Annotated in this window: 14 protein-coding genes; 6 read left to right on the top strand and 8 right to left on the bottom strand. The window is 51.7% G+C overall.

Translation table 11 applies throughout. The features are described from left to right. Positions 1–77: 77 nt before the first annotated feature. The 8 genes from ACSFXJ_RS24130 to ACSFXJ_RS24095 form a co-directional block, all read right to left on the bottom strand. Positions 78–1487: an ABC transporter substrate-binding protein gene (locus ACSFXJ_RS24130; RefSeq protein WP_435922838.1), complete on the bottom strand. Its 1410-nt coding sequence runs from the start codon at positions 1485–1487 to the stop codon at positions 78–80. A gap of 84 nt (positions 1488–1571) precedes the next feature. Next, positions 1572–2393, bottom strand: coding sequence for a carbohydrate ABC transporter permease (locus tag ACSFXJ_RS24125; RefSeq protein WP_435925853.1), 822 nt, complete (start codon positions 2391–2393; stop codon positions 1572–1574). 8 nt (positions 2394–2401) lie between these two features. Further along, positions 2402–3322 (bottom strand): carbohydrate ABC transporter permease, encoded by a 921-nt coding sequence (locus ACSFXJ_RS24120; protein WP_435925852.1) that lies wholly within the window; start codon positions 3320–3322, stop codon positions 2402–2404. A 175-nt stretch (positions 3323–3497) separates the two neighbouring features. Beyond that, complete coding sequence (locus tag ACSFXJ_RS24115; RefSeq protein ID WP_435922837.1) at positions 3498–3683, bottom strand: hypothetical protein; 186 nt, start codon at positions 3681–3683, stop codon at positions 3498–3500. A gap of 61 nt (positions 3684–3744) precedes the next feature. Continuing rightward, positions 3745–5103 (bottom strand): IS4 family transposase, encoded by a 1359-nt coding sequence (locus tag ACSFXJ_RS24110; protein ID WP_435922015.1) that lies wholly within the window; start codon positions 5101–5103, stop codon positions 3745–3747. A gap of 126 nt (positions 5104–5229) precedes the next feature. Beyond that, on the bottom strand, positions 5230–5742 hold the full coding sequence (locus ACSFXJ_RS24105; protein WP_435922836.1) for a hypothetical protein: 513 nt from the start codon (positions 5740–5742) through the stop codon (positions 5230–5232). Positions 5743–6121: 379 nt separating this feature from the next. Next, complete coding sequence (locus tag ACSFXJ_RS24100) at positions 6122–6805, bottom strand: CidB/LrgB family autolysis modulator (RefSeq protein ID WP_435922835.1); 684 nt, start codon at positions 6803–6805, stop codon at positions 6122–6124. Next, entirely contained in the window at positions 6802–7113 is a 312-nt protein-coding gene (locus ACSFXJ_RS24095; RefSeq protein ID WP_435925851.1) for a CidA/LrgA family protein, read from the bottom strand. The genes ACSFXJ_RS24100 and ACSFXJ_RS24095 overlap by 4 nt, the downstream gene beginning before the upstream one ends. Before the next feature lie 200 nt (positions 7114–7313). Between ACSFXJ_RS24095 and cidR the strand changes: the two genes are divergently transcribed. The 6 genes from cidR (at position 7314) to ACSFXJ_RS24065 (ending at position 13152) form a co-directional block, all read left to right on the top strand. Beyond that, positions 7314–8216 carry a cidABC operon transcriptional activator CidR gene (gene cidR, locus ACSFXJ_RS24090; RefSeq protein WP_435925850.1) on the top strand — a complete coding sequence of 301 codons (903 nt, stop codon included), beginning with the start codon at positions 7314–7316 and terminating at the stop codon, positions 8214–8216. A gap of 107 nt (positions 8217–8323) precedes the next feature. Beyond that, on the top strand, positions 8324–9739 hold the full coding sequence (locus ACSFXJ_RS24085) for an amino acid permease (protein WP_435922834.1): 1416 nt from the start codon (positions 8324–8326) through the stop codon (positions 9737–9739). A 406-nt stretch (positions 9740–10145) separates the two neighbouring features. Next, a complete protein-coding gene (gene pdaA / locus ACSFXJ_RS24080) occupies positions 10146–10940 on the top strand; it encodes a delta-lactam-biosynthetic de-N-acetylase (RefSeq protein ID WP_435922833.1) in 795 nt (264 codons plus the stop codon). A gap of 167 nt (positions 10941–11107) precedes the next feature. Further along, positions 11108–11560 (top strand): V4R domain-containing protein, encoded by a 453-nt coding sequence (locus ACSFXJ_RS24075; protein WP_435922832.1) that lies wholly within the window; start codon positions 11108–11110, stop codon positions 11558–11560. A gap of 118 nt (positions 11561–11678) precedes the next feature. Continuing rightward, the gene (locus ACSFXJ_RS24070; RefSeq protein WP_435922831.1) at positions 11679–12575 is read left to right on the top strand and encodes a hypothetical protein; all 897 of its coding nucleotides are present in this window, start codon (positions 11679–11681) and stop codon (positions 12573–12575) included. Beyond that, positions 12565–13152, top strand: coding sequence for a methyl-accepting chemotaxis protein (locus ACSFXJ_RS24065; RefSeq protein WP_435922830.1), 588 nt, complete (start codon positions 12565–12567; stop codon positions 13150–13152). The genes ACSFXJ_RS24070 and ACSFXJ_RS24065 overlap by 11 nt, the downstream gene beginning before the upstream one ends. Positions 13153–13405: the final 253 nt, after the last annotated feature.

Genomic DNA, 13405 nt, shown 5'->3' with positions numbered 1-13405 from the left:
AGTGACTTCCGTTAGCGAACTTCAGCGAAGCGGAAGGAGCCCCGAATGGGCCACGTCATCGTAACCGGTATACTCTGCTATTTTTGCACCGTCTTATTATAAATCTCGATCTTCTCGGTGATCGCTTTGGCCGCGTCATCGAGCGCCTGCTGCGTCGATTTCGAGCCGCCGAGCGCTTCCTCGATCGCTCCTTCGACGATTTGCCGCGCTTCCGGGAACACGCCCATTACCGCGCCTTGGGTCGCTTGGCTTGGCTTGCTCGCATGAAGCTGGTCAACGGCGGTTTGGAACTGCGGGTATTTCGCCAGGTTATCCTTGACGATTTGTTCGTCGTACGCTTTTTTCGTAATCGGGAAGTAACCGGTGGCAATATGCCATTTTGCTTGGGTTTCCGGTTTCGCCAAATACTTGATGAACTCCCATGCCGCTTTTTGCTCGGCTTCCGGCTTGTTGTTCAAAATCCACAAGCTCGCGCCGCCGACGACCACCCCGCCGTCCGAAGCGCCGTCCGGCTTAGGCAGAAACGCGGTGCCGACTTCGAATTTGCCGGCAACGCCGTCCACGATCCCGCGCAGGCTTGCCGTGGAATCGAGCGTCATGCTGATTTGTCCTGCGGCGAACGCCTTTTTCGTGTCATCGGTTTTCCGGCCGAGGTTGATGGCCGCCTTGCTGTCGATCATTTCCTTCCACCAGTCCAGCGTCTTCACGCCGGCTTCGCCGTTAACGATCGAGGCGTCGGCGGGAGCGGTGCGTCCGTTGCCATTGTTGACGTATTCCGCGCCTTGGTTGGCAAAAAACTGCTCCATGAACCAGCCATAGATGGCGAACGAAGCGGGAGCTCCGTTTTTAGCCAGCTTTTCGGCGGCCTGTTTTACTTCTTCATAGGTAGCCGGGGCTTTTTCAGGGTCAAGACCTGCCGCTTTAAACAGGTCCTTGTTATAGTAAAGGATCGGGTTGGACGTGTTGAACGGCATCGAATACTGCTTTCCGTCAAACGTGTAGTAACTCGCGATATTTTCCTCCAGTTGACTGACGTCATACCCTTCCGCATCGATAAAGTCTTGCACCGGCGTGATCGCGCCGGAATCGATCATGAACCGGGAGCCGATTTCGTACACCTGGATCAGGGATGGGCCGGTTTTGGAATCCATCGAAGCTTTCATCTTGTTGAGGCTTTCGTCATAAGTCCCTTGATAGATCGCTTCAACCTCGACGCCATCTTGGGAAGCATTGAAATCGGCAACGAGTTCGTCCGCGGCTTTGCCAAGTTCGCCGCCCATGGAGTGCCACCAAACGACTTTAGTTTTGCCGGAGGAAGTATCGGCCGGCGCGCTTCCGGTATTCTCCGCCTGGGCCCCTTGCTTGTTCGCCGCTTCCGCGTTCGAGGCGGTATTCGTATTGGTTCCCCCTCCGCAAGCCGTGGCCAGCATGGACATCAGCAGGATGGTGATCAGCAAAAGTGAACTTTTTAGCTTGAATGGTTTCATCTCGTTTTCTACTCTCCCTTGATCGATATTGGATTATTGAATTTTAACGTGCATATATGTAAAACCGCCGCCGAGGGCGGGAATTTATCCCTTAACCGCTCCGGCCGTCAGGCCGCGGACCAGCTGCTTCAGGCCGAGGGCGATGAGCAGCAAGGACGGCAGAAGCACGAGAGCCACCCCGGTCAATACGAGATTCCAGGCGGTAAATTCCTCGAACTGGAGCATGCTCACCCCGATTTGCACCGTGCGCATTTGCGGCGTGTTCGTGATCAGAAGCGGCCATAAATACATATTCCATGTATTCAGGAAGGCATAGACGGCCAGCGTAGCCAGTCCGGGACGGGACAGCGGCACAATGATGCTGGCAAAATAGCGAAAATGGCCGCAACCGTCGATCCGGGCCGCTTCGAACAGTTCTTTGGGCAACTGCAGGAAGAACTGCCGCAGCAGGAATACGCCGAACGCCGAAGCCAGGAACGGGAAAACCATCCCCTGATACGTGTCCAGCCAATTCCAGGACTTGATCAGCAGGAAGTTCGGGATCATCGTCACTTCCCAAGGAATCATCATGGTCGACAGGAACAATGCAAACCATAACGCTTTGCCGCGAAAGGAGATAAACGCAAAAGCGTACGCAGCCAGGCTGGCCGTAATCAGCTGCCCGATCATGACCAGACCGGAAACGAGGAAGCTGTTCAGGATGAAGCGGCCGACCGGGATCAGGTCAATCACCGTTTCAAGGTTGCCGAGATACAAGCTAGACGGCCATAGTCTGGGCGGAAACAGATTCGCTTCCTCAGGAGTCATGAAGACGGACAGAAACGTGTAAAAGATCGGGTAAACGATAAACGCCGCCAACAGAACCAAAACCACATAGACGATGCCGCTTTTCAGCGGACGGGACATGACGGTCATCATTGGTAATGCACCTTCTTTTCCACAAACTTGAACTGAATCAGCGTCAGCGCCAGAATGAGCAGGAACAGCAGAATCGCGATGGCGCTCCCCGTGCCGAATTGGTAGTTGACGAACGCTTCTTTATAGATGGAAAAGACGAGCACCTCGGTGGCCCCTGCCGGACCGCCTTTCGTGAGGATGTGCATCTGCCCGAAGGCCTGGAAGGACCCGATCAGGGACACGACCAGAAGGAAAAAGATAACCGGCGACAGGAGCGGCAGAACGATTTGCACGAAGGTACGCACAGGACCGGCGCCGTCGATTTTGGCGCTGTCGTACATTTCGTCGGGAACGCCCTGTAGCCCGCTGAGCAGCACGATAAAGTTAAAGCCGGAATTCATCCAGATCGTCATGACGGATATGGAGAGCAGGGCCCACTTCGGGTCGGTCAGCCATTGTACGGCCGGGAGGCCGAGCAGATCGAGAAAGTAATTGAACATGCCGAGCGTGGGATGAAACAGCATCATCCAGATCACGGCGGACGTACTTACCGAAAGCGCCAGAGGCAATGAGTAGATAAACTGGAACACGCGCATGCCTTTGAGTCTGGAACCCGCAAGAGCGGCCATTACCAGGCCGAGTACGATCCCGCCGGGAACGGTAAACAGCGCGAATTTGCCGGTCACGGCCAGGCTGTCCCAAAACCGGGATGAGGTCAGAAGCTGCCGGAAATTATCGAAACCTACGAAAACGGCGATATTTCCCCGCGGATCGGTGAGAAAGAGGCTGAGGTAGACGGAGCGGATCAGCGGATACAACAGGAACAGGCCGAACAGAAGCAGCGACGGGGCCAGAAACAGATAAGCCAGCGCGGGCTCCTTCAAGCGGGAAAGCTTCCAGGTTTTTCGGCGCGCCGTCTGCCCGGGAGCAGAGGATATCGCAGGAGTCGGCGGATTTTGAACGGTGGTATTCACGAAATGTCTCCTCCCTATGTTCGAAAGATGCTAAATAAGCAGGCGGCTCATCGAACGAACCGCCTATTCGCAATCTCTCCCAGTTTAGGAAAGAGGGATTATCGGGGAGTCAACGGGGGGTTAAGCTGTGGTTAAATCTTTAGAACACGTACCTTTCGTCAAATCGCTGACCGGAAACAAGTGCATTAGTGATAAACCAGTTCGATCCGATCCTGTCCACAAAGAAATAAACGACGGCAGTCCGTTCATCGCCGATTTTCAGTTGGGTTTCCAGCGTCTTCCGTTCCTCGATATGCATCGCTTTATGGACTTCTCCCATTTGCATTCCTTCAACTTCCTTTGTGTTCAATACGGAGAATTTGCTTGTGAGCTCCATACTTTCTAACTCAACTTTCGCAGCTTAATTTTCCGAACAAAGCCTTGATATAATTGGGCAAACTCGCAATCCATTGCTGGAGTTGACATACAACGGCAGACTGATCCCGTTTGGATTTCGCTTCCGTGAACGCCATGAAAAATGCGATCAGATGCTGCAAAGCCGTTTTGAGATCCAGGTCTCGAACTTCGTCGGAAAACAGGAAAAACAGACCGCCCAACGACCGCGCGTCGTTGTTGTGACGGCGTTCCCATTCCATTACGAGATAACGGGTAAACACGATCGTGGTGTGGCTGATGAGCATATCAAACGAACGACCTTGAAACTCCGTTCCCAGCTTCAGGTACGATTTGGCAAATTTGAAGAACGTCTCAATGCTCCAACGCATGCCGTAGATGCGAACGATTTCAGCCTCTTCCAACGCCAAATCGGTGCTGAGCAGAACCAGCCAATCCCGCCGCCGATGGCGGTTTTGCACAAAGACCAATTTGATCGGCAAACCGCAGGCGGTTTGAACGATGACCGAGCCAAGGATTTCTTTGTTTTTCTGCTTTGGCAACAGGGCATACAGTTCATGGAGCGTCAGGCTTTTTCCGTCGAACCGGTATCGTTGTTTCATCGCCTTGACCATCCCAATGACATGCAGACCTTTCGCCATCAGTTCACGCAACAGAGGCGCTTGGGTAAACCAACTGTCCATCAGGACAAAGTCAGCGCTAAATCCAGCCTGAATCGCTCGATCAAGCAGAGCCGCCACGGCATCCGGTTTGCGTGAAAGCGCCTCGATGCGGCGTTTGTAGCCTTGGGTACGCTTGGACAGACGTTCCTTCATCTCGCAAAAGCGATTCGTCAGCTTGGCCGAGCTGAGCATGACAAAATCGATGGGCGCAAAGCTGAAGCCATCCGACCATCCGAGCGTGAGCATGTTGTAGCCGCGAGCATATCTCCCCGTCGTATGATCGAAGATGCGGGCAAGCAACTCGGCTTTCTTGCTGCGATCCCTGCGAAGAACCGAATCATCAATGATGAACGTCCGAACGCGGGACGAAGAGGTTAAGGAATCAAAATGCTGAACGACCTTCAGACTCAAGGCATGCAAAAATCGTCGCCAGGCAAAGCGTGGATGGTTTAAGAATCGATAGACTACATCTTTGCCAGGCAACGACTGGCGGCGGTCGCTATGCAGAAGACGAAACCAATTGCGCCCTTCAAACACGAGCGTAAAGATCAGCTGAAAGATGGCAAGACTGGACAATCCGAACGACTTGGAAATGCCGGCTTTGCGCAACAGTTGTCCGATTTGCAAAGCGGAAAATAAAGTCGAGATTCGTTCTTGGCCCTTTTCAGACAGGAAGTTGTGTTGTACCATAGAGTTACGCACCTTTCTGTTTGGAATGGTTTGTTTAGCTACTTCCATTTTACCAAACGGAAAGGTGTTTTTCTGTCAAGAACGAGATTTTTCAATAAGAAATCCTAGTCATATCAAGGCTTAACACTAATTTTCAAGGTGCGAAAGTTGAGTTTCTAACTGATCCAATTTATTTTGCGCTTCGGGGTCATCCTTTACAATTTCAAACCCTTCAAGCTCTGGATGGGAATCCATTAATAATGTGTTGAAGAATTGATTCCAAATCGCATGATAACCCGTAAACAGCAGCAAGAAATTCTGCGCGTCATTTAACGGTAGCGGATCCGATGGGTCTTCGGGCGAATAAGAAAGCCTGGATTTGTAGTGAACCTCCAATGTATAAGCCTCCACGTATTGGGCGATTGGAAAGCACTTCAACGCGTTGTCGTAATCATTGTCATTCACGGCCTCGATAAAAGCATGGATGACGGCCTCGGGAGTCGGGAACTCGCCGGCTTCCGCCTGGGGGATTTGCCGGATCCATTGTCCCAGAGAGTCGTTGCCGGAGCCTTGGCCAGGACGGTTTGAATCCGTGGAGCATCCAATGGTCCCTCCCAACAGCGCGAAAGATAGAATGAACCCAACTAGCCTTCTCTTCATATTTTCACCTTTCCTTTTTCAAAATAAATAGCCGGAATTTCTCCCTCTAATTTGGTTAATAAAGCATGATGGCCTGTAATAACGGGAAAAACGCCTGTTAATTAGATGGTTTTGGCAGTTAAGGCACGCTTTTCGACGAATTAGAGGGAGGTTTTCCTGCTATTCATGAGGGATCGCAAGAACTAGTGAAATTAGCGGGAAGTTTTCCATCTATTCGTGTGAAAAGGTGAGGAGCGCGCAAGCTATTGAAGATGTTACGCCCTCCATACATTTATCGGCATCGTCAAGAGGATCATTGACCGCGCATAAAAAAACGACCCCGCCGTAAGGCGAGGTCCAAGAAGAGAATCTATATATAGAAAATTAGGAGGAAACCATATTAGCGGAATAACACCGATATCAGCATTGGAGCCACGCCCAGCGTAAACAGCGCCGCCACAATCATCGAGATGCTGGAGATCGTGCCCGTCAGCGAGCTGAGCTCGAACGCTTTTGAAGTCCCGGTGCCGTGAGCGCTGGTGCCGAACAAGACGCCGCGGGCCACTTCGCCCTCGATCCGGAACAGCTTCATAATGAGCGGACCGAGCATCGCCCCGAGGAGACCGGTAATAATCACGAAAACGGCCGTGATATTGGGCACCCCGCCAATCACTTGCGAAACGCTCATCGCGATCGGTGTAGTTACCGAACGGGGGATCAGACTCGTAACCAGCTTGCTGTCCAGATGCATCCATTCCGCCAGAATCGCGGAGGAAAGCATGGCGATGACAGAACCGCTTAGCACGCTGACGAGAATTTCCAGCGCATGTTTTTTCAGCACGTTGTAATATTTATAAAGCGGCACCGCAAAAGCGATCGTTGCCGGCTGCAGCATGGCGCTGAGCCATTTGCCCCCGGACTCGTAGGTTTCATAAGGAACCTGGGTCCAAACTAAGCCGATAACCAGCACTAGCGGGGTAATCAACAGCGGAGAGAGATAGACCCGAGGCCGTATCCGATAAAGCTGCTTGGACAGGCCGTAAACGACCAGCGTAATGATAAGGCAAATCCATCCGGCGATCATGTCAGCTTATGCTCCTTTCTTTTGGCGATACGCGAAGCGACCAGGCCAGAACTGGCCATCACGGCCACGGTGCTGGCAATGACCACGATCATAATGCGCACCCCGTCATGCTCCAGCAAGGGGAAATATTTCATGACGCCGACAGCGGCGGGAATAAAAAACAAAAGCAGTTCGGCAAGCAGCCAGTTGGCTCCCGCTTCAATCCATGACAGCTTAATGATGTTCATTTTCAACAAGGCGAACAGCACGATAATTCCCAGGATCGAGCCGGGAATCGGCAGGTGCAGCGCCTTTGCCAGGAAATTCATGGCTAGCGAAAACAGGAGCAGAAGCGCTACTTGAAGAACAATCTTGCAAATGATTTGAAAATGTTTCACGGTTTTCCGCTCCTTTCTGAAAGTTGATAATGAAATGATACATCATATATTTTCATGGGTAAAATGAATATACTGAATGAATAACATTCCGTTTGTCTATGGAAACGGCAAAGAAGGGACCGACCACCGTCATGGATATCCGCCAAATGCAGTATCTGCTTGAAGTCGCGCGTTTGAAAAGCTTCACCAAAGCCGCGGAGGCGCTCTATATTACGCAGCCCACGATCAGCAAAACGATCAAAAGCATGGAAGAGGATCTAGGCGTGGTTCTGTTCGACCGGATCGGCAAAACGATCGAGTTGACGGATGCGGGGCAGCTGATCGTCCAGCAAGCGCAGCAGATTGTAGCTTCTTTTCAGAACCTGATGGCCGAGCTCGACGATTTGCGGAATCTGAAGAAAGGACATATTCGGATCGGCTTGCCGCCGATGGTGGGGGTCAGCTTTTTTCCGAGGGTGATCGGGGGATTTCACGAACGTTACCCGGAGATCACGATCCAACTGTTTGAAGACGGCGCCAAAAAAGTGGAATCCGACGTGGCGGCCGGTCTTCTGGACGTGGGGGTTGTCGTCTTGCCGACCGTTCAGGAGGGGTTGAACAGTTTTCCGTTTGTCGAGGAAAAGCTGAATCTCGTCGTTCCTTTAAACCATCGTTTGGCCATGCGGCAGAAGGCGGATTTGGCCGAGCTCGCCGAGGAAGGGTTCGTTTTGTTCCGGGAAGACTTTACGCTGCATGACCGGATCATTGCCGAGTGCGCCAAAGCGGGCTTTCAACCCCGAATCATTTACGAAAGCTCCCAATGGGATCTCATCAGCGAAATGGTTGCCGTCGGCCTGGGGATTACACTGCTGCCGGAAACGATCTGCCGCGAGGTGGACCAAGAACGGGTGAGGATTTTGCAATTGGTCAATCCGTCCATACCATGGAAGCTGGGCATCGTTTGGCGCGAGGATCGTTATCTGTCATTTGCCTCCCGGGAATGGATCCGGTTTGCGCAAGAAGCATTATCCATAAAACGTTCACCGATCGGCTAAACTAACGTTTACTAGATACTTTCCAGGCAGGGGCGGTTTATATATAATATTCAATTGTGACTTTAAACTTTAATACTTCAAAGTGCGACAGACAGGGGATAACTTAGATGAGTGTGTTCAGAAGAAAATCAATCACTTCCATGCTTCAGGAAAAGGCGGCCGCCAGCCAGGCAGGATTAAAGAAGGAGCTTGGCGCGTTCGATTTGACGATGCTCGGCATCGGCTGCGTGGTGGGTACGGGGATCTTCGTGCTGACCGGGGTGGCCGCCGCGAATCATGCCGGGCCCGGACTGGTGCTGTCCTTTCTTTTGGCCGGAATCGTATGCGCCTTCTGCGCTTTGTGCTATGCCGAATTCGCCTCGATGGTTCCCGTTTCGGGGAGTGCTTATACGTACAGTTACGCGACATTCGGTGAGATCATTGCCTGGATTCTCGGATGGGACTTAATCCTGGAATATGGTTTTGCCGCATCCATGGTTGCCAGCGGATGGTCCGGATATTTTCAGGGCCTGCTGTCCGGCTTCGGCCTGGAGATTCCCAAAGCGCTCAGCAGCGCCTTTAATCCGGCGGGCGGCACGTATTTTGATTTGCCTGCCGTACTGATCGTCCTGTTTCTGACCTGGATCGTCTCGCGCGGGGCGAAAGAATCGACCAGGCTCAACTCCATTATGGTTATCATTAAAATTGCCGTTATCGCTCTGTTCGTCATTGTCGGCGTATTCTACGTCAAGCCGTCGAACTGGACGCCGTTTATGCCGTTCGGATTTAGCGGCGTGGTTACGGGGGCAGCCACCGCGTTTTTGGCTTATATCGGCTTCGATGTGGTGGCTACCGCCGCGGAGGAGGTCAGAAACCCGCAGAAGGATTTGCCGAAAGGCATCTTATGGTCCTTGGCGGTATGCTCATTGCTGTATATATTGGTGACTGCCGTACTTACGGGAATCGTACCCTACCACCTGCTGGACGTGAAAAACCCGGTTGCCTTCGCGCTGCAGTTCATCCACCAGAATTGGGTGGCGGGCTTTATTTCGCTGGGAGCCATCGTCGGCATCACGACGGTGCTGTTCGTCTTGTTGTTCGGGCAAACCCGGCTCTTTTACGCGATCGGGCGCGACGGACTTCTCCCCGATAAATTGGCCCGGCTTCATTCTAAAACGGGAGCGCCTGTCTTCAGTACCTGGGTGACGGGGATTATCGTCGCCGTCTTTGCCGGATTGATTCCGCTCAACCGGCTGGCCGATCTCGTCAGTATCGGAACGCTGTTCGCCTTTATTTCCGTATCGATGGGGGTGATCATTCTTCGGAAAACTCGCCCGGACCTGAATCGTTCGTTCAAAGTTCCTTTCGTGCCGCTGGTTCCGCTAATCGCGGTAGCCACTTGCGGATATCTGCTGATCAGCCTTCCGGGGATTACGTGGATCGCATTTCTCGTTTGGATGGCCATCGGCTTGTGCGTCTATTTCTCTTACGGCCGCAAGCACAGTCACTTGGCAGATAATGAACATGCAAAAAGGAGTAATTGAGGCGATTTAGCGGCTGTGAGAAGCGTTAGCGGTTTGGGGAAGCAAGATTGTGAGGACTCATGCGGCTCGACAAGTTGCGGCTGTGGATTGTAAAGCTTATCAGGGACGCTAATCGGGACAAATTTGCGATTTTGCAATGTTTAACGCTTGCTGATGCGCTTATTTGGCTAAAAGGGTAGGTTAGCGCACTGGGATTGGCCAAATAGAGATCGTGGCAAGCGTTAAAAGTGTAAAAGGAGTAATTGAGGCGATATAGCGGCCGTGAGAAGCGTTAGCGGTTTGGCGGAAGCAAATCGAAGAAACTCGAGAGGAAACGTGCATATTCCCGGCACCCCAGGCGAAAATTAAGGAAAGCACCAAGAACCCAAACTGTGCAATCCATGTGAAAAAGGAGAGAGCTTTCGTAATGAAGGTTGCCTTAATCGCCGGGCTTCTGGCAAGCATGCTTTTGAATCCTGCATCTGCGGGGAATGCCGCCTCAGCCGCCGTAGCAGTGGACACACCGTACCACTTCGGTTTTAAAAGAAGTACGGGCGGACAGCTTCCCTCCATCAACGAGGAAGGCTTCAAAGGGATCGTGGACAAGCATGGGGCCATTTTTCTCGGAGATACGTCCCGGAAAGATTTGTTCCTTACCTTTGACAACGGGTACGAGAACGGGTTCACGGCGCCGATTCTCGATACGTTGAAGGCCAAAAAGGTCCCCGCGATCTTTTTTATTACCGGGCACTATGTGAAGGATCAGCCTGATCTCGTCAAACGGATGGCGGCGGAAGGCCATCTGGTCGGCAATCATTCCTGGAGCCACCCGGATATGACGACGATACCGGATACCCGCATCAAGGAGGAGCTTGACCGGGTCAAACAGGCGGCGGCCCCGCTGACGGGGACGGATAAAATGCGTTATTTGCGGCCTCCGCGGGGGATTTTCAGCGATCGGGTGCTGCAGGTAACGAAGGAACTCGGCTATACGAACGTATTCTGGTCCATTGCATACAAGGACTGGGACGTGAAGGATCAGAAGGGAGCCGATTACGCCTATCAAAAGGTCGTTTCCCAGCTTCACCCCGGGGCAGTGATCCTGCTGCATTCCGTTTCCAAAGATAACGCAGCCGCGCTCGGATCGATTATCGACGAGGCCCGGCGTCAGGGCTATGAATTCCGAAGCCTTGACGAACTGACCAAATCCGGATCGAAATAACAAAAAGACCGTTCCCCGGGAAACCGGAGCACGGTCTTTTTTTTGTAGCCGAATACCTAGGACCGCGGTTTATACCGAAACTTGACGCAGATCAAGGACCCTAAGGGGGAAACGCGTTAAATTTTCATTATTCACTTACTTTGCCGCATAAAACGGAGGTCTACGACATGGGTAACTTTTCATTTGAGGATTTAAAAAGAATTGAGCGCAGCAGGCTCGGTAACGAGGTGCCGCTGGAATTGTTCCGGGCGATCCGGTTGATCGGAATGCGGGAGGGTCTCCCGCTGGAAGGGAGAGGGACCACCGCGTCGATCGGAAGAAAGATCGGGGAAAGTCTGCCCGTTTCCACCGAGGAGGAGCTGCTCGAGATGTTTGCATTGCTTCGCATCGGGCTGCCGAAGGTGACAACCCGGGACGGGAAGATGATGAAAGTGGTTGTAGAGGATTGTTTCTGCAAAGGGCTGCCGATCATGGAAGAGAAGAAAGTGTGCGATTTGGAGGGAGCGATTCTCGAAGGGGCCTTAGGTAAAATCATGAACCGGAGGGTGAGCGTAAGGGAAACGAAATGCAATGTTTGCGGGGATGACCACTGCGAATATGAAATTCGCTGGCATGTTTGAGAATTGTTTTTAAAATACGTTATTAATTTACATTTATTCGAGCAGAATCTACACATTTCGACAGAAGTCTCCGATAATATCTTATTATCTTTTTTTCATCTGTGCGGGAGGAATGTGTATGGAAGAACAGCCAATAAAAGATCAATTTATCTACAAGGATTTACGGAAAAGAAATCAAATGATTTGTTTTATGGTTTCTCTTACGGTAGGTCTGACTATCTTTATGCTCATGGGACTTCATGTGGGAGGCTGGACCGCTCTCGAAATCCTGGCCCCCGGCTTGATTTTGGTGGCAGTGATCTGGTTCCTTCATCTACTCAAGAAAAAGGAAAACTGGATTTCCATGATTTCGGTCCTTGGCATGTTCGTCATCTCGATCATTCCGGTGCTGCAAGGGGGACCGAGCGGTTCGACGCAGGTTTCGGCCTTTTTTGTCCTGAGTATCGGATTAATGTACAATACGCCTTTAGTCGTCTGGAGCGCTTTTGGCGGCGGGTTGCTTCTGCTCGTCATCAGTAACGCGAAGGGCTTTTCCCCGGATTTTTCGATTTTCCTGTTTTACTTTGTATTGACATCCATCATCCTCTTGGTTCAGTCCAATTTAAGCCGGAGAATGTTGAACCAGGCGAACACGCTTAGCAAGAACGCATCCGAAATGCTTGCCAAAGAGCTGGAACGGGAAAAGATCACTTCCGAAGCCACGCTGACCATCTCCAATAGTATCAGCGAGATCCGAAACAACAGCCACGACAACCAGCATTCGTTCCGGGAAATGAATAGGGCGTTTCAGGAAATGGCGAGCGGGATCGGCGGTGCAAACGGAAACGATCGGCGCAATTTCGAACAATATTTTTGTATCCAATCAAAAGGTCAACGAGATGCTAGCTTCGCTTACCACATTGGTGGAAGCCGTCCAAAAGACACGCAACGCTTCAACCGATGGATCGGAGGTCATCACTCAATTAACCGAAACGATCGACCGGTTCCATCTCAATATGGAAGACATGAAAAATGACATCAGTGCTCTTATCGCAAATATACATCACATTTCGGAGCTGACTTCTTCCATTCAGGAAATCGCCGGCCAGACGAGTTTGCTGGCGCTGAACGCGAGCATTGAGGCGGCCCGCGCCGGGGAACAGGGACGGGGCTTTGAAGTGGTGGCCCATGAAATCCGCAAGCTGGCGGACATGACGAATGCTTCGGCCAAGGAAATTACCGATAATGTCGGACAAGCGACAAGGCAGGCGGACTTGTCCCATCTCCGGTTGAGCGAGAACGTGGACAACATGAAACGCAGCCTGGAGCTTGTCGATCAGACCAAGCAGGCATTCGGTACGATCGACCGAAGCGTCGGCGAATTGTCCGAAGGGGCTTCCGGAATCTCTGCTTTGGCCGACACGGTGAAGGGAACGAGTTCGGAGATCGAGCATGCGGTGAACGATTTTGTGGCGGTGATCGAGCAATCTTCGGCAACGCTGGAAGAGCTTCTCGCTACGGTCGATACCCTAACGGCCCAGAACGAGCCGATGGTGATCCGGATCGAAGAGACCGACAAAGCCGTCAAACAGCTGATCGATATGAAAAAATAAACGAAAACCGCCGGAACAGCGATGGGTTCCGACGGTTTTTTTTATCCTGTATGATTAATCATACATAAATTTGCGTTCCGACCTAAAAAGAGCGGTTCTGTACGATATTTCGTACACAAAATGATGTTATATCGAATAACGGGGCGTTTCTGTATGATTTTTCGTATACAATCAGCAAAACCGCCTATTTTTCATTAATTATGGTTGATATTTCATACACAGGACCCTGAACTTTCCTCGCAGAACAGATTGG

The sequence above is a fragment of the Paenibacillus salivarius genome, assembly GCF_051307165.1.
In the GTDB taxonomy this organism is placed as follows: Bacteria; Bacillota; Bacilli; order Paenibacillales; family Paenibacillaceae; genus Fontibacillus.
This window is presented reverse-complemented; position numbering and strand designations above follow the sequence as displayed.